The organism is Paenibacillus sp. J53TS2 (assembly GCF_018403305.1).
Classification (GTDB): Bacteria; Bacillota; Bacilli; order Paenibacillales; family Paenibacillaceae; genus Fontibacillus; species Fontibacillus rhizolycopersici.
This window is the reverse complement of record NZ_BOSK01000001.1, coordinates 888,783-912,240: the sequence shown is the minus strand read 5'-3', so window position 1 is coordinate 912,240 and position 23,458 is coordinate 888,783. Positions and strand designations below refer to the sequence as shown.

Below are 23,458 nucleotides of genomic sequence, written 5' to 3'. Positions count from 1 at the left end.
ACGGGGCAATTCGTCCATTGGGTTAGCTCTTCAATATCTTGTCAAGCGTCCCCACATCAAGCAGGTTCACGGTTAGAAACTTTCCTTTATAAAATGCCCCCCAGTTATTAAATACACCGGGCAAGTCCTTTGCTTTTTCTAACGAGTCAACCGGAATCATGGATACTGTCACCTTATGATCATTGCAGTACTGCTTAATATCTTCAATCTTCTGGTGAATAAACGGACACTGCATGCTGTAATAAATCGTCAGTTCCTGATTTTCGATCTGCTGTTTTCTTGCTTTATCCGTAAACCTGGGTAGGGTTCCATCAAAGGAAAGTGCCAATAATTCATATCCGTCTTCGGTAGAGTCCACCGATTCGAACCCGTACTTTTTAGCAAAGGACTGGTTGGAAAGCCAGTTCTTCTGCTTTTTTGCGCCAAGCATACAAACGCCGGACATCCCTTTTTCCTTTGCATCTAAAATGCAGTAATCCATCAAGGCTTTCGCGTAACCTTTTCCTTTAAAATCACCGGAGACCCATAAGCAATAAATATAATAATAATTATGGCCTACCACGGGAGTCCACGCTGACTTTAATGGCGAATACTCAATAAAACAGCATCCCTTAGCGTTTAACTTTCGAAACACATGACCTTCCTTCAATCGCTCGGCAAGCCATGCTCGTTTCGCTTCAACACCGGGGTGAGGTTTCTTGCTTCTGATGATGCAACATAAATGCTCATCTACGAGGTTATCCTGCGTTAAATGAATAAACTCCTCCAGCATGCCTTCATGCCTCCGTCATTTATTTTTTTGACATCAAAACAACCGTCTCCACATGACTCGTCTGCGGGAACATGTCCACCGGTTGCACCCATTCGAGCGCGTAACCGCCGTCCAGCAGCGCCTTGCAATCCTTCGCCAGAGTGGAAGGGTTGCAGGAGACATAGACGAAACGCTTGGGCTTGGTCTTTAAAACCGCTTCAAGGAAGCGGGGATCAAGACCGGTGCGCGGTGGGTCGGCGACGATCACGTCCGGCGTAAATCCGGATTTCACCCAGCGGGGGAGCAATTCCTCGGCGTAACCCGCGTAAAACGCCGTGTTATTTCGCCCGTTGCAAGCGGCATTGGCTTTGGCATCCTCCACCGCCTCGGGGATTGATTCGATCCCGCGAACTTCCTTCGCGTAAGGCGCAAGCCACAGGCCGATCGTGCCAGTGCCGCAGTATGCGTCGACGACCGTTTCCCGGCCCGTTAATCCAGCGGCCGCACGCACGGATTCGTACAACTTGACCGTCTGCAGCGGATTCAGCTGGAAGAAGGCGCGGGGGGATAAGGTGAATTCCAGGTCGCCAAGCGATTCCTGAATGCCGTCCGCTCCCCACAGGATTTCCGTCCGATTCCCAAATACGAGCGAGGTGTTCTTCGGGTTCACATTCATCGCAATGCTGGTTAGTTCCGGCATAGCCAGCCGCAGTTCCTTAATCAATTCGTCCCGGCGCGGCAGCTTGTCGCTGGCGGTCACGAGCGTGACCTGCAGCTGCCCAGATTGAAATCCAACGCGGACGACAAGGGTGCGGACGAGCCCTTGATTGCCTTTCTCCTTGTACACCGGAATACCTAGTCTTTGCAGGACGTTCCGCGTCTTGTCCACCACTTCGTTTACCTTCGGGTGCTGGATCGGGCAGCCGGTAATGTCGATTAGTTTGTGGGAATCGGCAGCATACAAGCCGGCGATCATCCCTTCCTGGGCCATACCTAATTGGAGCTGTGCCTTGTTGCGGTAACCCCAAGGGTGATCCATTCCCAGCATGGGTTTCAGGCGTACATCCTGCAGGCCGGCGTAACGCGCAAACGCCTCGCGGATGATCTCTTCCTTGCCGGCCAGCTGGCCCTCATAGGACATATGCTGGATTTGGCAGCCGCCGCAGATGCCGAATACCGGGCATGGTGCGTCAACCCGGTGTGGAGAACGCTTCTCGATCTCCCGGATCGCGGCGGCGATATATTTGTTCTCAACGCGGGTGACTTCCGCTTTAATGACCTCGCCGGGAATTCCGCCTTCGACGAAAACGGCCTTCCGTCGGTAATAGCCGACGCCTTCGCCGTTAATCCCCAGCCGCTTGATCGTAACGACAATGCGGTCGCCGGAGCGTACCTCATCGGCCTGCTCCCGTTTAGCGATTGACGGCATTGGTCGTGACTGCTTTTTTTTGTCCGAGCGGTTGCCGGAGTAATTGCGTTCTTTCATCAATCCTGATTCTCCATCCTACTGAAGTTTGTACTAGACTCAATATACCATGCGAACCTTAACGGCACCATCACCCGCCTGTGGGGATAGGTTCCTACTGCATGATTAAGCTGATCAGCAAACTAACGCTTGCCAAGGAGAGTTGGACCCATCCGAAGAACCTCGCAACCTTTTGTTCCTTTTGCATCTGCCGGACCTTATATACCCTATGATCCACCAGGAGCAGGACGAGTCCGGAGAATAGAAATAGGGCAGCGGTAAAAGCGAGGACACGAAACATCCCAAACACCTCCTATTTTGCTTTTAGGCCGGTTCGACGGATCGAAAGGGCTAGTTTAATGGATATTGGAATATCCGCATACATTTGTTCCCAATCGCTTTTTTGACGGATGTTGCTCTTCCAGAATCCAGGATGATAGGCCCTCACATATTCGCCAAAGCCAAAAATATCGGAATGGTGGCGCTGCGTTTGGCGGCAGAACTTTTGGAGTAATTTCGTCGCATCCTCTTCAAACGCTTCTTCGATGAGGTCGACGTCCGTTTCTGAGCTGACATTCCGTCCTGAATCGAAATGCTCGTCCAGAATCCCTTCTACATGAATCTTGAGATTCACTTGGGGTTTACCTTCAACGATGCGGACATCGGTTTTCGCATGCCGTTCCGTGATCTTGATCATGACGTAACCGAGCTCGGGTACTCGAATCAAAGCGGAATAACCTCCGGGATTGTACCCTTTGACTGCCATATAGGCTCCGATATCAACGGCCGTGCCGGTTCCGGCAAGTCGACCTCCGCTGAAGTAAGCCAAACCCTTAATGAGAACATTCTCCTTGCCTTGGATTGCGATGTAAGGCAGGTATCCGTCCTGCCCCCAGTTCGACTCTTCGACCCAAAACTCGCCTATATAATTCGCCGGGAATTTCCCCATCATGATGGACTTCTCGACCATAGCCTGAAGATATAGCGTAGGCACGCGCTCCAGCGGGGGAGCTACCTTCATAAGTTCCGCCGCTTCGGACTCGGAGACGAGCAGCCACGTGCGGCGGCGGACCTCCGGATTCCGGCGCAAATAATCGTTTAGTTCGTCCAGCCCTTCCCTAGCGATGCCCTTGCTTATCACGATCACCCGCAAATGAATAAGGTAACGGGGATCGGCGATTTGCTGCTGCAGATTGTTCAACGCCTCGTCCAGACTATGCCCATACACTTGAACGACCCACACCGGGCTTTCTCCGTCGCCGCCGCTTCCCGCGCCGCCGTTGCTTGGACCGAGGGGAACTCGACCGGGGACTGCGATTTGGGCGGTCACCCGGAGCATCTTCTTCGGCAGGGGTTCGTTCTTCAGATGGGCGACGGTCGGTTCCAACTGCGCGGTATCGGGAGGAGCCTCATCGATGGCCAGGCCAAGTACCAGGGCACGGTTTTCAATTTCGACCTGATCCCAGCAACCGGTCAAATGGAACGCCAGAGTCATGCTAAGCAAGCCCAATACCCAACGCGCCCGTATTTTACCCATGTTGCTGCCCGCCCTTCCGTCTGATCACAGCTACGATCCACAGAAGAAGAGCGTAGCCGGTCAGGAAGAGATACCCGGCCCCGTCAGCGATTCGAGAAAATTTGTAAAGTTGGAGTTGATCCTGTGGGAGCAGGGAGACGGCAAACAATATAGGGATTAACAGGGTAGTTGCAAGACGGTGATCCTGGATCCGAAGCATATGGCTTAGGGAGAGCGAAGTTAGATAATAGTTGGAGAACATGGTCGTGTAAACATTAATCACCCACATAATAATAAAAATCGCATCCAAACGTTCTATGACATCACCGCCAATCGCTATCGAGCGCGCCATTTCCAGGGTTGGATATAACAATTGGAGGGTCTCCTGAACCCCGTAAATCCCGATCGTGGATAAGACCAACAGCAGGTATAAGCTCGCGCTGACGGCAATGCCCAGCATTGCCGCCTTCATCGCGTGACGTGGTTTCTCTGTAATCGGAAGCATAATCGTGATGATGAAGGAGCCCAAATAGAGGGAGGCCGGAGATAGCAAAGCCGGCAACCCGTTAAGGGAATCATTGCCTAGTAGGGGAAGCCAATTTAAGAGATGCACAGATTTCATCGACATCATGATGACAAAGAGGAAGGGCAAGACGACAAACGGCCAATAGAACAGGTGTATATAGGTGAATTTCACCGAATCCCTTCGGCAGGATAAGGCGACCAGGATCAAGATCATCAGGATACTTATTTCGATGGGAGTTCTTCGGAAGACGACCGTAGACAATACTTCGCCAAACTGGCGGAACAACATCGCCGAGGTGATGAAGAAGCAGGCGAACACAAGAAGGTTGCCGAGCAGGGCAGGGATCTTTCCAATCACCGTCTGGCTGTAACTAAACAGCGTCTGATTACTGAATCTTTGGCTGATCCGGGTATACACGAACAGGCTGAAGATGGCGCAGCAGGTGCCCGCAACGGTCATAAGCGGAGCGGCGCTATCGGCCGATTCAGCGATCGTTTTCGGGAAACTCAGAACGTAGGGGCCAAATATCGTGCTACTGATGACGATGGCCAGCTGAGTCGTGCTGATTTTCTGGGCTTTTTGCATCGGCTTTTCCCTCCGGGTCAAAAATCTTATCGATATTCGCTTGGAACGTGCCTTCAGCGCGCCGCGTATCATCCAGGGCATGAAGGTAACTCGGACGTTTCCCCATCCACCACAGGGGAGCCCGGATCAAGGTATCTGTGAACCCCGCCCGTTTCTTGGCCAGGATGGACTGCAGGAATGGCACACCAAACGATTCCAGGTACAACATATGATTGATGATGAAAATGCTGCCTAACACGACGCCGTACAATCCGAATAAGCCGGCCAGCACGATAAGCGGGAAACGCAGCATTCGCATGGCGATCGCCGCATTATAGGCGGGGGTTGCAAAGGAGCCAATCGTCGTCAGAGCCACGATCACCACGGTGATCGGGCTCGACAGGCCGGCGGAAACGGCTGCTTGTCCGATCACCAGAACGCCAACGATCGACAACGCGCCGCCGATCATTTGCGGCAGGCGAATCGTCGCTTCTCTCAAGATCTCCATCGAAGCTTCCATAATCAGCACCTCCAGCATGGCGGGGAAGGGAACCCCTGCGCGTCCGCCGGAGATCGCCACGGCAAAATCGGTTGGCAAGAGCTCGGGATTGTAGGAGATGACGGAGACGTATAATGACGGAAAAAACACGGAAAAGAGCAGGGCGATTAATCTGACGAATCGCAGCAAGCTGGCGATCATAAACCGTTCGGAATAGTCGTCAATCGTTTGGAAGTATTGGTCGAACAAAGATGGGACAATTAACGCGAAGGAGGAACCGTCCACCAGAATAGCCACCCTGCCTTCCAATAAGGCGGCCACTGTTTTGTCCGACCGTTCCGTGTTTTGGATTTGCGGAAACGGCGAAATCGGCTGATCCTCGATAAACTGTTCAATGTAACCGGCGTCGATGATGCCGTCGATATCGATTTTGGACAGACGTCGCATGACCTCGCTCACCAATTCCGGATTGGCAATTCCAGCGATGTAGCAGACGGCCGTCTTCGATTTAGTGCGGGCGCCCAACTCGCCGGTTTCGATAACCAGATCGACGGATTGCAGTCGATAACGGATGAGCGACAAGTTCGTCTCCAACTGCTCGATAAATCCATCCCGCGAGCCGCGGATCACCTGTTCGGTTTGAGGCTGCTCGATCGCCCGCTTCTCAACCAACCGGGTATCGAAGGTCACCGCTTCGGCATGACCGTCGATGAACAACAACGTCTGCCCTTTCATGAGCTGATCCAAAAGAACGTTCCATTCGGAGCTTCGCTGACCCAGGTTGGCGTGCACCCGCTCCTGATACACCAGATCAAACAGGTCCACCTGGCGAAGCGGGTCCCCCTCCATCCCTGGCTCAAAGGCAAGGGGCGGAGCTTGTAAAGGAGCAACAATCCCTTCCTGTATCAACTTTGAATCCGTCAAGGACGAGAGGAATAACAAAGCGGCGTTGTGTTTGCTCATGATCTTCACTCGGCGGACAACCAAATCCGTAGAGTTTCTCATTCGGTTCTGAATCGAGCTCAGATTGTCGTCCAGATCGGCCTCAAGCTGCCTAGGCCCGCTATCCATGCCAGCGGGAGTGTCTGAGGAAGCTAGAGATTCAGTTGGATGGGAGGGATGTTTTTTCTTGAATGCTTCGTAGTTGGCTTTCCAATCCAGCATATCTGCCGCCTCCGGTCTTAGCACATGATTAATAGAGAGTGTTGGTCTTTTTGGAAAAGTTTATGTACCCGCTGCAGCGGTTGCCCATTTCCCTAAACCCCGGTAAACTTAAGAGTGCATAAAGCCGGTCTGTCCCGGAATCCGGGAGGACGACGGCCTAATGGGAAGTTAGGAGAAATGGTAAAATGAGCACGGATGTACTGACAATGGAACATGCGCAGCAGCTGCTGCAGAAATATTACGGGTATCCCGATTTCCGCGAAGGGCAGCGGCGGATCGTCGAGAGCGTACTGACCGGTGCGGATACCTTGGGCATCATGCCAACGGGCGGCGGGAAATCGATCTGCTACCAGATCCCGGCCTTGATGCTGCCAGGTCTAACGTTGGTCGTGTCGCCGTTGATCTCGTTGATGAAGGACCAGGTGGATGCGCTCACGGCGATGGGCGTCTCTGCGGCCTACATCAACAGTACGTTGTCGGGCAAGGAAGTGAACGACCGCATCCGGGCGGCTCGCCGCGGCGAGATCAAGCTGCTGTATGTGGCCCCGGAACGACTGGAGCTGGACTGGTTCCGCGAGGAAATGAGCGGGTTGACCATCTCTTGCGTTGCCGTCGACGAGGCGCACTGCGTCTCGCAGTGGGGCCATGACTTCCGGACAAGCTATCTGGCGGTCTCCCCGTTTGTCGAGTCGCTGCCGCAACGTCCGATTTTGGCCGCCTTTACGGCCACGGCAACGCCGGAAGTCATGGACGACATGGTCCGCCTGCTTCGTCTTGCGGATCCGGCCGTATTCGTCACCGGCCTCGGCCGGGATAATCTGGCGATGTCTGTGCTGCGCGGCGAGAACAAGCGCGAATTCGTCCTGAATTACACGAATACGCATGCCCACCAGCCTGGCATCGTTTATGCCGCGACCCGCAAGGAGGTCGACGACTTGTACGAACGGCTGCGCCGCGCCGGGATCCCTGCCGGCCGTTACCATGCCGGCTTGTCCGATAAGGAGCGGGAGGAGAGCCAGGAGGCTTTTCTCTTTGACGACATTCGCGTGATGGTCGCAACGAACGCTTTCGGGATGGGGATCGACAAATCGAACGTTCGTTATGTCATCCACTACAATATGCCGAAGAACATGGAAGCTTACGTACAGGAAGCCGGTCGGGCAGGCCGGGACGGCGAGCCCAGCGAATGTATCCTGCTGTTCAGTCCGCAGGACATCATGACGCAGAAATTCCTGATCGAGCAAAATCCCCAAGAAGGGGATCGCAAACGCAACGAATACCGCAAGCTGCAGCAGATGATCGAATATTGCTACCAAACTAGCTGCCTGCGCTGGGCGATGCTGGATTACTTCGGCGAAGCCCACGACCATAAGCCTTGCGGTATCTGCAGCTCCTGCCGGGACGAACGGGAACTCGTCGACATGACTCGCGACGCGCAAATCGTCTTCTCCTGCATTCACCGGATGCGAGAACGATTTGGGGTTTCGCTTGTCGCTTCCGTACTGAAGGGCTCGCAGAACAAGAAAGTGTTGCAGTATGGCTTTGATGCGTTGCCTACATACGGGATGCTACGCACGCGCACGGAGAAGGAGATCTCCGAGCTGATCAACGTATTTATTGCGGAAGGCTATTTAGCTTTGTCGGAAGGGCAGTACCCGGTCGTACGGTTGCAACCGCTGGCGGTTGAGGTGTTGAAGAGTCGCCATCAAGTCATGATGCGCGCCCCGGAGCCCGCGGCTCCATCCAAATCGTCTTCCGGTTCACGGCGCCGTGGGTACGACGAAGGTCCGTCTGCCGTCAACGAGACGGTGTTCGAGCAACTGCGCCTGATCCGCCGGGATTTGGCCGAGAAAGAGCATGTGCCATCCTACATTATTTTCAACGATGCGACGCTGCGCGAGATGAGTGTCGTCTGTCCGACCCACGAAGCGGATATGCTGAGAATTAAAGGGGTCGGTGAAGTGAAGTACCGCAAATATGGAAAGCCGTTTCTGGAGTTTTTTCAAAATATGGAATAGGGTTGTGAACTTGTGAAAGTCATATTGGCGACGCTTAACGCAAAATTTATCCATACCTCGCTGGCCATCCGGCTGCTTAAGGCCTACAGCGGCAACGAGTTCGACATTGATTTGGCGGAATACACGATCAAGGACCCGGTCATGAACGTCGTAGCGGACTTGTTTGGCCGCAAACCCGATGTGATTGGCTTCTCCTGCTACATCTGGAACATCGAGGAGACGATCAAGCTAGTCGCATTACTCAAAAAAGTGCTGCCGGAAGTGAAGATCGTATTGGGCGGACCCGAGGTCAGCTATGACACGGAATATTGGATGGAACGCGCCCCGGAGGTCGACTTTATCGTGATGGGGGATGGCGAGGAGACGTTCCACCATCTGCTGCAAGAGCTGTCCGGAGAACGAAAGTTCCACTTCGTTTTTGGCGCAGCCTACCGCAAAGGGGAAGAGATCGTTTTGAATCCAGGCCGGCCCAAGTCCGATTTGAACACGCTGCCTTCGCCGCATCGGTTCCCCGAGGATATCCCGAACCTTGGCAAACGGATCGTCTACTTCGAGACAAGCCGCGGCTGCCCGTTCAGTTGCCAGTTTTGCCTCTCGAGCATCGAGGTGGGGGTGCGGTATTACGATATTGAACGGGTGAAGGCGGACATTCTTTATCTGATCGAGCATGGCGCGAAGATCATTAAATTCCTTGACCGTACCTTTAACATCAACCGCAGCTATGCGATGGAGATGTTCGAATTTCTCATTAATAACCATCAGGGCTGCGTATTCCAGTTCGAGATCACGGCGGATATCATGCGGCCGGAGGTATTGGACTATTTGGCGGAGAACGCGCCGCCCGGCATCTTCCGGTTCGAGATCGGCGTGCAGTCGACGAATGATCCGACCAACGAGCTGGTGAAGCGCCGCCAGAATTTCACCAAGTTAACCCGGACCGTGACCAAAATCAAGGAGAGCGGCAAAATCGACCAGCATCTCGACTTGATCGCCGGACTGCCGGAAGAGGATTACGCTACGTTCCGCAAGACGTTTAACGACGTGTTCGCCATGCGTCCCGAGGAGCTACAGCTCGGCTTCCTGAAGATGCTGCGCGGGACCGGACTGCGAAACGACGCCGCCAAATACAACTACGTTTTTATGGACCACGCGCCTTATGAAATCCTGGGTAACGATGTGCTTCCATTTACGGACGTGATCCGGCTGAAGCGGCTAGAGGATGTGCTGGAGAAATATTGGAATGCGCACCGGATGGACCATACGCTGGAATACCTGGTCACCCATGAATTTGACTCGCCGTTCGACTTCTTCCAAGGGTTCGGCGATTATTGGGAGGAACAAGGCTGGCAGCGCATCGGTCATCAATTGGAGGACTTGTTCACCCGGCTTCATGAATTTTTAGGCCAACGCGCCTTGAAAGAACCGGAGGTGGTGTTGGGGTTGATGAAGCTCGACTACCTGCTGGGACATAAGTACAAGCCGCGGAAAATATGGTGGGAAGACCGGATGGACAAAGACCGGCGCAGCGATTATTTCCGGGCGCTGGCCGAGACGCCGGGCGCCTTGTCCGAACGATTCGCGGCATACGGCCTGGACGAACGCGACTTGCAGAAATACGCCTGCATGGAGGAACTGCCGTTCTCGCTGAGCGATGTGCTGACCAGGGGAGACGCGGAGAATTCTTCCGGGCTGGGAACCGCAGAAGGGACGCCGCAAGGAACGCTGTTGGTCGTTCTCTACCAGCAGGAGCCGGATGAGCAACCGGTGTTCTTCCAAGCGCCTTTAAGTGCCTGGTCCCCGGGGCATCGTACCCTGGCCAAGTGAGGAGTGGACTGAAGGATGTTTACGATCCTGATCGTCGAAGACGACGCCAAAATGGCCGGGATGTTATCCGGGCATATCGAGAAATATGGTTACCGCGCGTTTCGTGTGAACGACTTCGGTCGGGTGCTGGACGAGTTTCGGGAATCTGCCGCCGATATGGTGCTGTTGGACGTCAACCTGCCGAAGTTCGACGGCTTTTACTGGTGCCGTCAAATCCGTGGCTTGTCCACCTGCCCGATCCTGTTCCTGTCGGCGCGCGACAGCGGGATGGATCAGGTTATGGCGCTCGATAACGGTGCTGACGACTACATCACCAAGCCATTTTCCTACGAGGTCGTCATGGCTAAGATCCGCAGCCACTTGCGGCGAGCTTATGGCGATTATTCCGCCAAACAGGAAGAGCGGACCGTAAGTGCGGCGGGGCTGATCCTTTACCCTGAACGGTTTACCGTGACGAATGGAAAAACGAACGTGCTGCTGACGCAGAAGGAAGCGGTGCTCTTGGAAGCGCTCCTGCAAAAGGCGGGCCGGGTCGTCAGTCGCGAGAAGCTGCTGGATCTGATGTGGCAGGGCCATCATTTTATCGACGATAACACGTTAAACGTATATGTAACCCGCATCCGCAAAAAGCTGAAGGAGTTAGGCATGGAGGAAGCGGTGGAGACGGTACGCGGGGCAGGGTATCTGTTTCAAGCGAATGGACATGCCGAAGCCGGGGTGATTTCGGAATGAGGCTGTTTTGGAAGGAGCATGTCCCGCTGCTGCTGTTTCTCGTGCCGCAGATTCTGCTGGTTCCTTTCCTATACTGGTTGGCCGGGACCCGCCAGGCCGAAATTGCCGGTTATGCCCTCCTGCTAAGCTTTACGTTGCTGCTGCTTTACTTGATCTACCGGTACGTTAGCAACCGGGAGGTGTACCGGCGGATGATGGAGCCGCCGCAGACACTGGAGGAGTTGCTGCAGCCGGCGGGGGATACCCCGCTTGCTCTGGCTTTGCATGAACTGCTCGAATCGGGGTACCGGTTATACGAGTCAGAACTCTATCGCTACGGCAAGCAACGCGAGCAGCAATTAGCGTTTTCGGGCCGTTGGGTTCACCAGATGAAGACGCCGATCTCGGTCATTCAGCTCACGCTGGAGAATGAACGCGAGAAAGAGACGCTACCGGAATCCGTGCTCGACAGCATTCAGGAGGAGCTTGACCGATTGCGTAAAGGGCTGGAGATGGCATTGTACACCTCTCGGCTGGAACAATTCGAGCATGATTTTCACGTGGCACCGGTTCGGCTTTTGGATGTGGTGAATGAGGCCGTTGCCGACCACCGCAAGCTGTTTATCCGTAAGGGAGTGTACCCGGACATTCGCATCGCTGAGGAGCTTGAGGTGTATACCGACAAGAAGTGGCTGACGTTTGTGCTCGGCCAATTGATCACGAACGCGGTAAATTATTCCGCCGGAGTGGGGGAGAAGGTAGAGTTTACCGCATACACTCGCGGCAAAAAGACGGTGCTCGATGTTCGCGATTACGGTATCGGCATTCTGAAAGAAGATATCCGCCGCGTCTTCGAACCTTACTACACGGGACAACGCGGGCGGCAGTACAGCGAATCGACTGGGATGGGCCTCTATTTGGTCCATGAGGTGTGCAGCCGTCTGGGGCATCGCGTAGAGCTTGCGTCCACGCCGGGACAAGGAACGACTATAAGCCTGCTGTTTGAGCGACAGCGACCGTTATAGAGCACAGGGGTAACGTTGATCGGTTTCTTCAAGGTCAGCGAACCGCTGTTTTTTTTGCCCGAACATAACCTTACAGACATTTAAGATTGGATTAAGATCCATCGATGGCTGGCATCCCGGCGATAGGTTAGAGTATAACCATAACCACCCGGGCCGCGGCAACAACGCAAGACGAGCTTGCCGAAGGCTCCGCGAAAGGGGATTAGATACAAATGGAAATACTCAAGGTCCAGGGATTAAACAAGGTATACCCGGGAAAAATTGCGACGCGAGCGCTGCAGGACATAGAGCTGACGATTGAGAAAGGCGAATTCGTCGGAATCATGGGACCCTCCGGCAGCGGGAAAACGACGCTGCTCAATCTGGTCTCGACCATTGATTCGCCCAGCTCGGGAGAGGTGCGAATCAACGGGAAAAATCCGCATGGCTTGAAACGGAAGGAGCTTGCCGCCTTTCGCCGACGCGAGCTGGGGTTCGTGTTCCAGGATTTCAATCTGCTGGATACGCTCACCGTTGCGGAAAATATCGTCCTTCCCTTAACGCTGGATTCCCGTCCTTTCCGGGAAATGGAGCAGAAGCTGCAAGCCATCGCACATCGGTTGGGGATTACGGACATTCTAGGCAAACGAACCTACGAAATCTCTGGGGGTCAGCGGCAGCGAGCCGCGATTGCACGGGCGATGATCTCCTCGCCGTCGTTGCTGCTGGCTGACGAACCAACGGGCTCACTCGATTCGAATGCGTCCCGCAACGTCATGGAGTTGCTGGAGACCTTGAACCGTACCGAAGGCACCACGATGATGCTGGTCAGCCATGATCCGCTGGCAGCGAGCTATTGCGATCGGGTCGTGTTTATCAAGGACGGCAGACTGACAAACGAAATTCACCGGGGCGACAGCAGGCAGGCTTTTTTCCAAAAGATCATCGATATGCTGTCGTATTTGGGAGGGAACGCGCATGAACTTTCTTCAATTCGCGTTTAACAATGTCAGACGTAATGCTCGGGCTTACTTCGCTTATTTCCTGAGCAGCGCTTTTATGGTCATGATCTTTTTTACTTATGCGATGTTCATTTTTCACCCGGGTATAGCCCAGAGCGAAATGGGACGGATGACGAGTATCGGGATGGAGGTCGCGGAATATATCATTTTCGTGTTTTCTATTCTGTTCGTGTTATTTTCAATCGGCAGTTTCTTGAAGGCGCGCAGTAAGGAGTTTGGTGTGCTGTCACTGCTGGGGGCGACCACCGGCTCGATCAACCGGCTTGTGTTTCTCGAAAACCTGATCATTGGCATAGGTTCCATCGTTGCGGGCTTGGCCGGGGGGCTGCTGCTTTCCAAGCTATTCCTGCTGCTGAGCGTGAAGGTGACGGGGATGAACCGGCTGCCCTTCTACATGCCTTGGAAGGCGATGGGGTTCACGGCGATCGCGTTTCTGGTCTTGTTTGCCGTGTTGTCGGTTTTTACGCTGGTTTTCTTCCGGAAAAATCAGGTTATTGAACTGCTTGGCGGAAGCAGCAAGCCGAAGACGGAACCGCGCGTTTCCTGGGTGCTGGCGCTGCTTGGCGTCGCGCTGCTGGCGAGCGCGGTGCTGCTCCTGAAGGGCGGCGAAGGCCTGGACTTCCCCAAAGTGATGATGGCGGCTGCAACGGGGATCTGGGGGACCTACTTTTTCTATACCCAAGTGACGGTGGCGCTCATTCGACTACTAAGACGCAGTCGCCGCCTGTTGTGGCGCGGAACTCGTTTGCTTTGGGTGTCCGAAATGGCCTATAAAATCAAAGATAATGCGCGGATGTTGTTTATGGTTACCGTCGCCATCTCGCTGGCGTGCATGAGCGTTGGCGTCATACTGGCAGCCCAGGCCCAAAATGAACGGATATACGAGGGGGATCCATTTGCCTTCTCGTACGGCATCTATGAAGAAGAATTCGTGGAAGCGGATGTGGCCTGGATCGATCAACAGCTGTCTGAACAAGGGATTCGTTATGAAACCATCGAGCAGGAATCGTTCTCGGGTTACCTCGGTACAATGGAATCCTATGTGAAAGTTTATTCGCGTTCGGAATATAACAAAGCCGCAGCGTTGTTAGGCAAGGAGATGTTGCCCGAGATCGGCAAAGGGCAATCCGTCGCGCATGCCATGGAAGGATCCGCCGCAGAGCGTATGATGAAGGGGAAAACCATCCCGTTAACTCTTTCGATTTTGGAGGAGCCCATGGAGCTCGAGCTGTTGCCCAATGAGGTTCCGTTAATCGGCTCCAATAGCTACACCTCGGTTGTCGTGTTGTCCGACGCTGATTTTACGGAACTCAAGAACGGCTTAACGGAAGAAAATCAGAATCGTCTGTACCGTGATATCGAGATTTACGTTCCAAGTTGGCAGCACAAAGGGGCGCCTCGTCTCCAAGATCCGGAGATCGTCATCGGGAAGAGGCTGTTTCATGGAATGATGAATCGCCTTGAAAACAAGGTGACCGATAATTATATGAGCTCGCGTGGCCGATCCTACGCGGAAACTCGAGAACAGCTCTCGATGCTGAGCTTTGTTGGGATTTTCATCGCCGCCATTTTCTCAGTGTCCTCTGCCAGCTTCCTGTATTTCAAGCTGTACAGCGAATTGAACCAGGACCGGCGGATGTACCATTCGTTGTCGAAGGTCGGGCTGGGAGACCGTGAAATGCGTTATTCCTCCAGCCTGCAAATCGCCTTGCTCTTCTTCATCCCGGTGGTCATCTCAGGGATTCAGACGATGGTTGTCCTGTCTTTGTTAGGGGCTAGATTCCTGCTAGGGGATGTCACGGTTCCGGTACTGACGGCCACCGGTGCTTTCCTGGCGGCGCAGCTACTGTATTATGTCGTAGTTCGCTCGCGTTATGTGGTGCAATTAAAACGCGTAATGGTATAATGTACAATCAAAAAGCGAGCTTGCTGTCGGTATCCTCTCCGTAAGGGAGGCTCCGGTTTGCATGCTCGCTTTATAGTTTATTTTGCGGGGGATGCCGCCAATGGCATGTGGCTCTCCAGCCAACCCAGCACATCCGACATCACTTCGTCGCGGTTGACTTCATTCAGCATTTCGTGGCGACCGCCGGGGTACAGCTTGACCGAGACTTCTTTGAGACCCAGTCGGTCGTATAACTCGGCCAGTCGCCGTATTCCGTCGCCGTTCCGGCCGACCGGATCCAGATCGCCTCCGAAGATATAGATGGGCTTCTCCTTGGGGATGGAGCGCATCTTCTCCGGGCGGTGGATCTCCTGCAAGAGGCCAAAGAACCCGTAAAAGAAGCCGGCACTGCACAAGAAGCCGCAGTGCGGGTCCGCTATGTATTTATCGACCTCCTCATCGTCTCGGGAAAGCCAATCGAACGGCGTTCGCGCCGGAAGGAAGTTCCGATTAAAGCTGCCGAAAGTCACCGCGTTCATCAGCAGGCTGGGATGGCTGTCGCCTTGCAGCAGGGCTTGGACTCGGGCCAAGGTACGGCCGATGCCAAGTAGGCCTCGAGGACCGTTCGTCCCCGAGAGAATAAATCCGGCGTAAGGCTCAGGCGTTCGGTACATGACCTTCTGAGTCAAGAAGGAGCCCATGCTGTGACCGAGCAGAAACAGAGGCAGGTCCGGGTGCTCCCGGCGGATGATGGCGGAGAGCCCGGTGATATCCTCCGCCATGCCGGTAAAACCTTGCTTGCCCGGCCAGCCCAGTTCCTCCGGACTCCCGGCGGTGCGGCCGTGGCCACGGTGGTCGTTCGCGTACACGATGAAGCCATGGGCGGTCAGCACCCGCGCCAGACGTTCGTAGCGCTTGGCGGTCTCCGCCATGCCGTGAGCGATTTGCAGCACGCCCCGCAGCGGCGCCTCGGAATCGTCAGAACTCCAGCGGTACACGAAGACAGGATGGCCGGTGTCATTGTCGAAGGTAAACGTATGCTCTTCCACGCACAGCCCTTCTTTCCTTGATTTTAATAAAGGTTGTTCAATAAGTCATCTTTCCATGACGAAGCAGAGCATGTGAAGTGGATTCGACATCGAATCTTGAATTCAGCCGGTCCCAAGCTTATGCTTCCGATGCATGTTTCCTACGGAAACATTTCAGTTGCTCACGTACCCAAAACGTACGCTCCGCTACTCACTCCCTAGCTTCATCCAACCTTCTCGGTCCTGAAAACCTGACTTTTTGAACATGCAATTCTGTAAGAGGTTGTTCAATAAGTCATCTTTCCATGACGAAGCAGAGCATGTGAAGTGGATTCGACATCGAATCTTGAATTCAGCCGGTCCCAAGCTTATGCTTCCGATGCATGTTTCCTAATTTTTTGAACATGCACTAATAGAGGAGATCAAGCTAGGAACGCCGGTTGGAACAATTCGATCCGCTCGCCATCGGGGCCGTTAAAGAAGAAGAAACGGCAGCCGTTGGGCAAACTGCGAATTTCCGGATCGAGTCCCGACAGGCCCAGAGCGGAAATACGGTCATACTCCTCCTCAATATCGCTGGCCGTAAAGGCGATGTGATTGACTTTGCCTTCATTCGGCAAATCTTCGCCTTCACGAATATATACGAGTTCCACTTCGACCGACTCCTGCCCCGGAAAGGTCAGGAAGGCCAAACGCAGCGATTCACCCACCTCGCCAATCGTGGATAGCAGCTTCATGCCGATAATTCGTTCATAAAATTCAATGGAATCCTCCAGCGCCGAAACGCGGATTCCGATATGCTCAATTTTGCGAATCCCCAAATCGATGACCCCCAATTGATTGATGGTTTGTTATTTCTTCTCGACAGCGATCAAATACGGCGCAGCCGACCTTTGCGGCTGTCGGTAGAGAATTGCTTGCCCGGCGGAAGCAGGGAGTAGCGCCGCCCATGCTTCTACTGCCGCCGCTTCGGCGTCACCTCCGGGATGGCCGGGGTAGAGAACGGCGGTCAGGATCCCGCGCGGCCGCAGCAGGGCGAGGCCGGCCTCCAGGGCCGGCAGCGTGCTGTCCGGCAGCGTGATCAGCGCTGGATCGGCGCCCTCGGCAGGAAGATAGCCGAGGTTAAACATGACGGCGCCCAATCGGCCGTGTACGTCGGACGGCAGCACGGCCGCCATGTCCGCGTGGCTGGCCTGGAGCAGGGACACGGCGGCGATGGAGTCCGCCGGCTCCTTGTCCAGCCTGGCCTGCGTGAGCGCCAGCGCCTGCGGCTGGATATCGAAAGCGAATACCCGCCCCTTCGGTCCGCAGGCCTTGGCCAGGAACAGGGTGTCCGCGCCCGTGCCCGCCGTGGCGTCGACCGCGGCGTCACCAGGCGCAAGCCGTTCGCTCGCCAGTTTATGTGCGAAGCTTAATACGGAGAGAAAGCCCATAGCCTATCAGCGTCCTCTCCAATACTTGCCTTGCCAGGAATCGCGGTGCTTCAGCTCGGCGTCGATGGCGTTCAGCACTTCCCATTTCTTAAGACTCCACATCGGTCCGACCAGCAGGTCGCGTGGAGCATCCCCGGTTAGCCGGTGGACAATCATTTCTGGCGGTAGAAATTCCAGCGTATCCACGATCAGCTTGATGTATTCGTCCTGTTCCAGAAATCGCAGCAACCCCGCCTCATATTGCTTGACCATCGGCGTTTTGCGCATCAGATGGAGCAGATGGATCTTGATCCCCTGCACATCCATGTTCGCTACAGCGCGGCCGGTTTCCAGCATCATTTCGTGCGTTTCCTGTGGCAGTCCGTAAATGATATGCGTGCAGACGCGAATGCCTCGTTTGCGCAGCTTCTCCACCGCATCGAGGTAGCACTGCGTATCATGCGCCCGGTTGATCAGCATAGACGTCGATTCGTGGATCGTTTGAAGGCCCATCTCCACCCAAAGGTAGGTCCGCTCATTGAGCTCGGCCAAATAATCGACGACATCGTCGGGCAGGCAATCCGGCCGCGTGGCGATGGATAAGCCGACGACCCCCGGTTGCTCAAGGATCGCCTCGTAATATTCACGAAGGACCTCCACCGGCGCATAAGTATTCGTATAGGCCTGGAAGTACCCGATATATTTGGCATGCGGCCATTTCTGATGCTGCCGGTCGCGGATCGTGGCAAATTGTGTGACCAGATCGTCTCTGCGGCTCCCGGCGAAGTCGCCCGATCCCCGGGCGCTGCAGAACGTGCAGCCCCCTTTTGCGATCGAACCGTCCCGGTTGGGACAAGTGAATCCGGCATCCAGCATGACCTTAAATACTTTGTCCCCGAACTCGCGTCGCATCTCGGTATTCCATGTATGAAATCTTTTGTCTCCCCACCAAGTAGGAGTGTCCGTCATCAGTGTACTCATTGCGGCTCCTTCATTTTGTCACAAAATAATTTATGCATATTTATACAACGGCGAAAGCCGCGTCCGTACGCCGCTTCCACTGGATTCATTGTATCAAATTTCGCGCAAAAAGGGGAAGTGTGCTTGCCTGATTCCTTGCGGCAGGTTTCGGAATATGTTATTTTGAAAGTATCAAATTCGTTGGACCCCAATTCCAAAATATATCGAAAAAGGAATCACTCGTCTCGTCTCCCCGGCGAACGGTTGGTTCCTTTTTCATTGCGCGCTTTACATTTTCGGCGATCTTCGGCACAATATTGCAAGGAATGGATAACAAGAAAGCGGAGGAATAACATGCGTTTACGCGGTAGAAAAGGAATACGGGAAAATTTGGAACAACAGCAGGAGCTGGTTGTCCTGAATCCTCGGGAATATAAAGGGCGTTGGGCGGAGGTGTTCGGTAACGGTCGGCCGATCCACATCGAGCTTGGCATGGGCAAAGGCCAGTTCATCAGCGGCATGAGCGTGAAATATCCGGACGTGAATTTCATCGGTATGGATATGTACGACGAGCTGATCCGACGGGCTAGCGAGAAGGTTCGTGCGAAGTGGGATGAGCAGGGAGCGAAGGAGCCGGAAACCGTTCGTCTGGCGCTCGGCAACATCGAGATGATCGAAGAGTTTTTTGCGCCGGGGGAAGTGGAACGCATTTATTTGAATTTCAGCGATCCTTGGCCGAAGAAGAAGCATTGGCGTCGGCGGCTGACCCATCCGCGTTTTCTGGACAAGTACCGCCAGCTTCTGAATGAGAACGGCGAAATTCACTTTAAGACGGATTCGCGCGTGCTGTTTGAATTCTCGCTGAATGCCTTCGCTGCTGTGGGACTGCAGATGAATGACATCTCGCTCAGCTTGCATGAAGGCGGGATCAACGAGGCCCATGTCATGACGGAGTATGAGAGCAAATTCGTTGGACAAGGGATGCCGATTTACCGCTGCGAGGTCATGGTCGGCGAAGCGGCAGTGCGGCGGTACCAGGAGCGGAAGATGGAGATGTTTGAATAGCGAACAAAAGCGGAGCAGGATGGATATCCTTAGCTCCGCTTTTTTTGCGACTGGCCGTTCCTTCAGGCCGGTTATTTTCGGATGAAATTCGTATTTGCAAGAAGATCGATAATAGCTTGGGCACTCTGCATCGGCCGGAATAGGGCAATATGATTCAAGACCTCTTCCCGCTTGCGAACGACATCGTCGTACTGTTCGGTCAACCGTTTGACCCAATTGGTAATGTCGTCCAACGAATTGATAGGGGTTCCCCATCCCTGTTGCGTAAAATAATGTGAATTTTCCTCTTCCTGTCCGGGAAGGGGCTTGTGAAACAACATGGGGATGCCTTTGGCCAGCCCTTCGGAGCAGGTCATGCCGCCGGGTTTGGTTATCAGCAAGTCGGAAACTTCCATCAGCTTGTCGATTTCCTTTGTGAACCCAAGCAGGTGAATATTCGGATGTATGAACCGGGGGTCCTTCTTCATCTTCTCCAGCGACTTCTCATTGCTGCCAAAACAGAAGATGATCTGGATTTGCTCTCGGTACAAAGCGAGTAGCGAATTAACCGCCTCATCCTTCATAAAACCCCAGCCCCCACCCATGACGAGTACCGTAGGCATATCCTTCAAGCCGAACTGCAGCCGGATATCCTCCTTGTGGTGGCGCTCCCAGAAGTTGGGGTGGACCGGAATGCCGGTAATTAGAATTTTGTTCTTGTCTACACCGCGCTCCAACAATTTCCTCTGCACTTGATCGGTAGAGACGAGGAAACAATTCACTTCTCGGCTGACCCAGGCGCCGTGTACATCGTAATCGGTAATCACGGTGCAAAGCGGGACGTCCAGCATGCCCAGCCGCTTCAGACGTGAGATGACCGCGCTGGGAATCGGATGGGTACAGACGATGACGTCAGGATGAAGCTGACGGATGATTTGAATCGTACGCGTATAAAAAATCCGATGAAGAGCCAGCGTCGTCAATCGGTTCAAAGACTTTTTATAGTTACTGCGATACATCATACGGATAAGCCGAGGTTGCGAGGACACCGTTTTTTTGTAAGCGGTAATGATGATCGGCGCCACTCTAGGGTTTAAAAAACTGCCAAGCTCTAGGACTTTCGTCTGCACGTTTGGCGCGATCTTTCGTAAACTGCTGGAGAGCGCGTAGGCCGCTTGTGTATGACCGGCTCCAAACCCCTCGGATAAAAGCAAGACTCTCTGTTTTTGCACTGGTTTCACCTTTTCCTGCAAGGTTTTCCTACTGTCTACAATATCCCCTTTAAGCCCATATTGCAACCGTTCCGAGCGCTACGGAGGAGCCAATCACGGCTCCTGCCAGGGTGTCCGATGGATAATGCAGACCTAAATAAATACGCGATACCGCGACGAGCAGAGCCACCGGTAAAAGCACCAATATGAGTCCAGGAGCAGCCGCCATAAACGGCACGGTGACGGAAAAAATCGCTGTTGTATGACCGGATGGAAACGAGTGGTCCGTCAGCGGATTTCGGAAAGTGTTCGTGCCTGGCAGCGTTAAGTAGGGCCGGAGACGCGGATAGGTCTTTTTCACCAGCGCTACCGGAAGATGACTAATTGCAAGCGCAACGCAGGATTGCAAGCCGATTCGGCTCCACGGCTGCGGAGCGGCCAACCAAATGAACAAGGATGAGAGAATGGTAAACCAGGCTCCACCTAAATGGGTTAAGTGGTACAGCCAAAAATTCAGGAAGCCGCGATGCAAGCGGCCGTTGATCCCTACAAAGAGCTGCTGGTCGAGTTGTTGAAGCTTATGGAATAAACGAATCATGAAATCCCTCCGCACGATGTTTGACCGCATTCTTACCGCCCGAGAACTGCCTGTCCAAGGGCTGCCCGTTTCAAATAGCATGGCATTTTCAAGTTAGACTTATCATATTTTTAATCCATGGCCTTTTCAAGGACGTTTTTTGGGTTGCAGGCCGTGCTCTTTTTTGACTTTCCGTCCCTTGCCCCTGTACAATGATTCAAATCATAGCAAATAAGTTTAAAAAAAAGGGTGCAGAATTGTAAACTTTTTGCTGGGTTATCACGTTTATGTAGATGTAATGCCAATGCGTCGTCAGCCGGGTCGTTAAAAAAAAGAAGAAATTAGAAATAAAAAATGCCAAAAGTGATGAAAATAAGATGTAACCGTACCTGAAAGCAGGATGCGGTGGTCCCGTATGCCAAAATTGCCGGACTTCGAGGTATTTGAGCGACGACGGGGTCATAGTGGTTTTGACAAAAGCAGTCAACTCATGGAAAATCGTAATGGTTTAAAAAAAGAGCCGGTAATCGTATCAGTGAGAAAACGCAAGAAGAATGAAAGGGTCATAAACAACAAAAAAACTCCGAAGTAAATAAAAAAACAAATCATCGGAGAAAAAGGGGGCAAGAAATCATGTTAGATGTCATCTTGATCTCGCTGCAGGTTGTGCTTGCAGTGGTAGGGGTGTATCAATTTGGTTTGGCTTTATTTGGCATGTACAGGAAGAAAAACAAAGTTCAACACGCACCGAGCAAATCCTTTGCCGTGTTGGTCGCGGCGCATAACGAGGAAAGAGTAGTCGGGGCGTTGATGGAGAATTTGAAGCAGCTTAACTATCCGAAAGAATTATACGACGTGTTTGTCATTTGCGATAACTGCACCGATAATACCGCGAGCATCGTCCGGAGCCACGGCATGAACGCTTGCGTGCGCAGCAATCCGAATTTGCGCGGGAAAGGCTACGCCATCGAATGGATGCTGAAGCAATTGTGGAAAATGCCGCGCCAATATGACGCGGTCGTCATGTTCGACGCCGACAACCTGGCTCATCCGGATTTCTTGCGTGAAATGAATAACGATCTTTGCTCTGGCGCCCGGGTGATTCAAGGCTACATCGACACGAAGAATCCGGAGGATTCATGGATTACCGCTTCTTACGGGATTTCCTACTGGTATTGCAACCGTCTGTGGCAGCTGTCCCGAACAAACCTGAAGATGGCAAATTTCCTCGGGGGCACGGGGATGTGCTTCGAAACTGAGTTGCTCAAGGAAATCGGCTGGGGCGCGACCAGCCTAGTCGAAGACCTGGAGTTCACCATGCGCTGCGTCGAACGCGGTGTGTACCCGGTATTTAACTATGACGCCAAGCTGTTTGACGAGAAGCCGTTGACGTTTAAAGCGTCGGCTCGCCAGCGCCTTCGCTGGATGCAAGGACACTTCACCGTTGCTCGCCGTTACTTCTTCCCGCTGCTCTGGAAGAGTATTAAAGAGCGGAGCATGGTGAAGCTGGACATGGCGCTCTACGGCGCTAACGTATACATCGTGCTGCTGACGTTCCTGCTGACGGCATTCATCTGGGTTGACCAGTCGCTGCTTCGCGGACCGCACTTCGATACGCTGTACGGCTACCTGCCGATGTGGGTGTCCTACGTGGCGATCGTCGCGAATGTCTTTATTTTCCTGATGGCGATGTTCCTTGAGAAGGTAAAGTCCAAGAAGGTGTATGCTTACCTGATCCTGTTCCCGATTTACTTGATTTCCTGGTGGCCGATCACGTTCTACGCGTTCTTCACGCAAAACAACAAGCAATGGAGTCATACGCAGCATACGCGCGTTGTTCGCTTAGAAGAAGTCCAAAGCAACAAGGTAAGTTAAAAACCAGCTTTTGATCACGAAGTATAAGCTAACGAAGCGGGCTCGGCGTCGAATCTTGAATTCAGCCGGGCCCTCCGTGTGCTCACGTAGGCTCACCTACGCTGCGCTACTCGGTCCCTGCTTCATCCAACCTTCTCGGTGCTGAAAAGCCGGTTTTTAACTTTTGATTTGAAAGGTACCCTTGACTTGGCGCATGGCACATGATATAGTATTTGAGGTTGCAAGAAAGTTATTGGATTGCAAGCAGAGGCCCCGGCTTCTCACCTGACCGACGTTCGTGTTGGCTGGTCTTGATCCGTTGATTTATGAATGGAATGTTCATGAAGACTAACGACGATCAATGAGGGATGCGGGTGAGGACCTGCATCCTTTTTATGTGTGTGAGTACCGGTCCAAGTCATT

Annotated in this window: 20 protein-coding genes; 8 read left to right on the top strand and 12 right to left on the bottom strand. The window is 53.5% G+C overall.

Annotated elements, in window-relative coordinates:
* Positions 1-22 precede the first annotated feature (22 nt).
* From KJS42_RS04330 to KJS42_RS04305, 6 genes are all read right to left on the bottom strand, one after another.
* Positions 23-772, bottom strand: a complete 750-nt coding sequence (locus KJS42_RS04330) for a GNAT family N-acetyltransferase (RefSeq protein WP_155607552.1) — start codon at positions 770-772, stop codon at positions 23-25.
* Positions 773-791: 19 nt separating this feature from the next.
* Complete coding sequence (gene rlmD, locus KJS42_RS04325) at positions 792-2,237, bottom strand: 23S rRNA (uracil(1939)-C(5))-methyltransferase RlmD (RefSeq protein ID WP_213622035.1); 1,446 nt, start codon at positions 2,235-2,237, stop codon at positions 792-794.
* Between the two features lie 94 nt (positions 2,238-2,331).
* Positions 2,332-2,517, bottom strand: coding sequence for a CLC_0170 family protein (locus KJS42_RS04320; protein ID WP_193415428.1), 186 nt, complete (start codon positions 2,515-2,517; stop codon positions 2,332-2,334).
* 12 nt (positions 2,518-2,529) lie between these two features.
* Positions 2,530-3,753, bottom strand: a complete 1,224-nt coding sequence (locus KJS42_RS04315) for a Ger(x)C family spore germination protein (protein WP_213622034.1) — start codon at positions 3,751-3,753, stop codon at positions 2,530-2,532.
* Entirely contained in the window at positions 3,746-4,843 is a 1,098-nt protein-coding gene (locus KJS42_RS04310; RefSeq protein WP_213622033.1) for a GerAB/ArcD/ProY family transporter, read from the bottom strand. Before KJS42_RS04310 ends, KJS42_RS04315 begins: the two co-directional genes overlap by 8 nt.
* Positions 4,791-6,485 (bottom strand): spore germination protein, encoded by a 1,695-nt coding sequence (locus tag KJS42_RS04305; RefSeq protein ID WP_244868370.1) that lies wholly within the window; start codon positions 6,483-6,485, stop codon positions 4,791-4,793. The genes KJS42_RS04310 and KJS42_RS04305 overlap by 53 nt, the downstream gene beginning before the upstream one ends.
* Positions 6,486-6,670: 185 nt before the next feature.
* On the opposite strand from KJS42_RS04305, the gene recQ reads away from it, so the two are divergent.
* The 6 genes from recQ (at position 6,671) to KJS42_RS04275 (ending at position 14,970) form a co-directional block, all read left to right on the top strand.
* Positions 6,671-8,503, top strand: a complete 1,833-nt coding sequence (gene recQ, locus KJS42_RS04300) for a DNA helicase RecQ (protein ID WP_213622032.1) — start codon at positions 6,671-6,673, stop codon at positions 8,501-8,503.
* A gap of 12 nt (positions 8,504-8,515) precedes the next feature.
* On the top strand, positions 8,516-10,327 hold the full coding sequence (locus KJS42_RS04295; protein WP_213622031.1) for a B12-binding domain-containing radical SAM protein: 1,812 nt from the start codon (positions 8,516-8,518) through the stop codon (positions 10,325-10,327).
* A 15-nt stretch (positions 10,328-10,342) separates the two neighbouring features.
* Complete coding sequence (locus KJS42_RS04290; RefSeq protein ID WP_213622030.1) at positions 10,343-11,059, top strand: response regulator transcription factor; 717 nt, start codon at positions 10,343-10,345, stop codon at positions 11,057-11,059.
* The gene (locus KJS42_RS04285; RefSeq protein WP_213622029.1) at positions 11,056-12,063 is read left to right on the top strand and encodes a sensor histidine kinase; all 1,008 of its coding nucleotides are present in this window, start codon (positions 11,056-11,058) and stop codon (positions 12,061-12,063) included. The genes KJS42_RS04290 and KJS42_RS04285 overlap by 4 nt, the downstream gene beginning before the upstream one ends.
* Positions 12,064-12,275: 212 nt before the next feature.
* Positions 12,276-13,046 carry an ABC transporter ATP-binding protein gene (locus tag KJS42_RS04280; RefSeq protein ID WP_155607543.1) on the top strand — a complete coding sequence of 257 codons (771 nt, stop codon included), beginning with the start codon at positions 12,276-12,278 and terminating at the stop codon, positions 13,044-13,046.
* Positions 13,021-14,970 (top strand): FtsX-like permease family protein, encoded by a 1,950-nt coding sequence (locus KJS42_RS04275; protein ID WP_213622028.1) that lies wholly within the window; start codon positions 13,021-13,023, stop codon positions 14,968-14,970. The genes KJS42_RS04280 and KJS42_RS04275 overlap by 26 nt, the downstream gene beginning before the upstream one ends.
* A 77-nt stretch (positions 14,971-15,047) precedes the next feature.
* On the opposite strand, the gene KJS42_RS04270 is transcribed toward KJS42_RS04275, so the two are convergent.
* The 4 genes from KJS42_RS04270 to mnmL all read right to left on the bottom strand — a co-directional run bounded on the left by KJS42_RS04270 (position 15,048) and on the right by mnmL (position 18,370).
* The gene (locus tag KJS42_RS04270) at positions 15,048-15,998 is read right to left on the bottom strand and encodes an alpha/beta hydrolase (RefSeq protein ID WP_213622027.1); all 951 of its coding nucleotides are present in this window, start codon (positions 15,996-15,998) and stop codon (positions 15,048-15,050) included.
* 401 nt (positions 15,999-16,399) lie between these two features.
* Positions 16,400-16,798: a VOC family protein gene (locus tag KJS42_RS04265; RefSeq protein ID WP_155607540.1), complete on the bottom strand. Its 399-nt coding sequence runs from the start codon at positions 16,796-16,798 to the stop codon at positions 16,400-16,402.
* Positions 16,799-16,828: 30 nt separating this feature from the next.
* On the bottom strand, positions 16,829-17,410 hold the full coding sequence (mnmM, locus tag KJS42_RS04260) for a tRNA 5-(aminomethyl)-2-thiouridylate-methyltransferase MnmM (protein ID WP_213622026.1): 582 nt from the start codon (positions 17,408-17,410) through the stop codon (positions 16,829-16,831).
* A gap of 6 nt (positions 17,411-17,416) precedes the next feature.
* Positions 17,417-18,370: a tRNA modification radical SAM protein MnmL/YtqA gene (gene mnmL / locus KJS42_RS04255; protein WP_213622025.1), complete on the bottom strand. Its 954-nt coding sequence runs from the start codon at positions 18,368-18,370 to the stop codon at positions 17,417-17,419.
* Between the two features lie 333 nt (positions 18,371-18,703).
* Here mnmL and trmB point away from each other — a divergent pair, with 333 nt between their 5' ends.
* Positions 18,704-19,414, top strand: coding sequence for a tRNA (guanosine(46)-N7)-methyltransferase TrmB (gene trmB / locus KJS42_RS04250; RefSeq protein ID WP_155607537.1), 711 nt, complete (start codon positions 18,704-18,706; stop codon positions 19,412-19,414).
* Between the two features lie 71 nt (positions 19,415-19,485).
* Here the strand turns inward: trmB and KJS42_RS04245 are convergent, their stop codons facing one another.
* Both KJS42_RS04245 and KJS42_RS04240 read right to left on the bottom strand, forming a co-directional pair.
* Complete coding sequence (locus KJS42_RS04245) at positions 19,486-20,625, bottom strand: MGDG synthase family glycosyltransferase (protein ID WP_193415419.1); 1,140 nt, start codon at positions 20,623-20,625, stop codon at positions 19,486-19,488.
* Between the two features lie 49 nt (positions 20,626-20,674).
* Entirely contained in the window at positions 20,675-21,202 is a 528-nt protein-coding gene (locus KJS42_RS04240) for a phosphatase PAP2 family protein (protein WP_213622024.1), read from the bottom strand.
* A gap of 612 nt (positions 21,203-21,814) precedes the next feature.
* Between KJS42_RS04240 and KJS42_RS04235 the strand changes: the two genes are divergently transcribed.
* Positions 21,815-23,056: a glycosyltransferase family 2 protein gene (locus KJS42_RS04235; protein WP_155607534.1), complete on the top strand. Its 1,242-nt coding sequence runs from the start codon at positions 21,815-21,817 to the stop codon at positions 23,054-23,056.
* Positions 23,057-23,458 lie beyond the last annotated feature (402 nt).

What these genes read in the sequence shown, in the direction of transcription:
- KJS42_RS04330 (WP_155607552.1), bottom strand. Translation starts at nt 772, where the DNA reads ATGCTGGAGGAGTTTATTCATTTAACGCAGGATAACCTCGTAGATGAG.
- rlmD (WP_213622035.1), bottom strand. Translation starts at nt 2,237, where the DNA reads ATGAAAGAACGCAATTACTCCGGCAACCGCTCGGACAAAAAAAAGCAG.
- KJS42_RS04320 (WP_193415428.1), bottom strand. Translation starts at nt 2,517, where the DNA reads ATGTTTCGTGTCCTCGCTTTTACCGCTGCCCTATTTCTATTCTCCGGA.
- KJS42_RS04315 (WP_213622034.1), bottom strand. Translation starts at nt 3,753, where the DNA reads ATGGGTAAAATACGGGCGCGTTGGGTATTGGGCTTGCTTAGCATGACT.
- KJS42_RS04310 (WP_213622033.1), bottom strand. Translation starts at nt 4,843, where the DNA reads ATGCAAAAAGCCCAGAAAATCAGCACGACTCAGCTGGCCATCGTCATC.
- KJS42_RS04305 (WP_244868370.1), bottom strand. Translation starts at nt 6,485, where the DNA reads ATGCTGGATTGGAAAGCCAACTACGAAGCATTCAAGAAAAAACATCCC.
- recQ (WP_213622032.1), top strand. Translation starts at nt 6,671, where the DNA reads ATGAGCACGGATGTACTGACAATGGAACATGCGCAGCAGCTGCTGCAG.
- KJS42_RS04290 (WP_213622030.1), top strand. Translation starts at nt 10,343, where the DNA reads ATGTTTACGATCCTGATCGTCGAAGACGACGCCAAAATGGCCGGGATG.
- KJS42_RS04285 (WP_213622029.1), top strand. Translation starts at nt 11,056, where the DNA reads ATGAGGCTGTTTTGGAAGGAGCATGTCCCGCTGCTGCTGTTTCTCGTG.
- KJS42_RS04280 (WP_155607543.1), top strand. Translation starts at nt 12,276, where the DNA reads ATGGAAATACTCAAGGTCCAGGGATTAAACAAGGTATACCCGGGAAAA.
- KJS42_RS04275 (WP_213622028.1), top strand. Translation starts at nt 13,021, where the DNA reads ATGAACTTTCTTCAATTCGCGTTTAACAATGTCAGACGTAATGCTCGG.
- mnmM (WP_213622026.1), bottom strand. Translation starts at nt 17,410, where the DNA reads ATGGGCTTTCTCTCCGTATTAAGCTTCGCACATAAACTGGCGAGCGAA.
- mnmL (WP_213622025.1), bottom strand. Translation starts at nt 18,370, where the DNA reads ATGAGTACACTGATGACGGACACTCCTACTTGGTGGGGAGACAAAAGA.
- trmB (WP_155607537.1), top strand. Translation starts at nt 18,704, where the DNA reads ATGCGTTTACGCGGTAGAAAAGGAATACGGGAAAATTTGGAACAACAG.
- KJS42_RS04240 (WP_213622024.1), bottom strand. Translation starts at nt 21,202, where the DNA reads ATGATTCGTTTATTCCATAAGCTTCAACAACTCGACCAGCAGCTCTTT.
- KJS42_RS04235 (WP_155607534.1), top strand. Translation starts at nt 21,815, where the DNA reads ATGTTAGATGTCATCTTGATCTCGCTGCAGGTTGTGCTTGCAGTGGTA.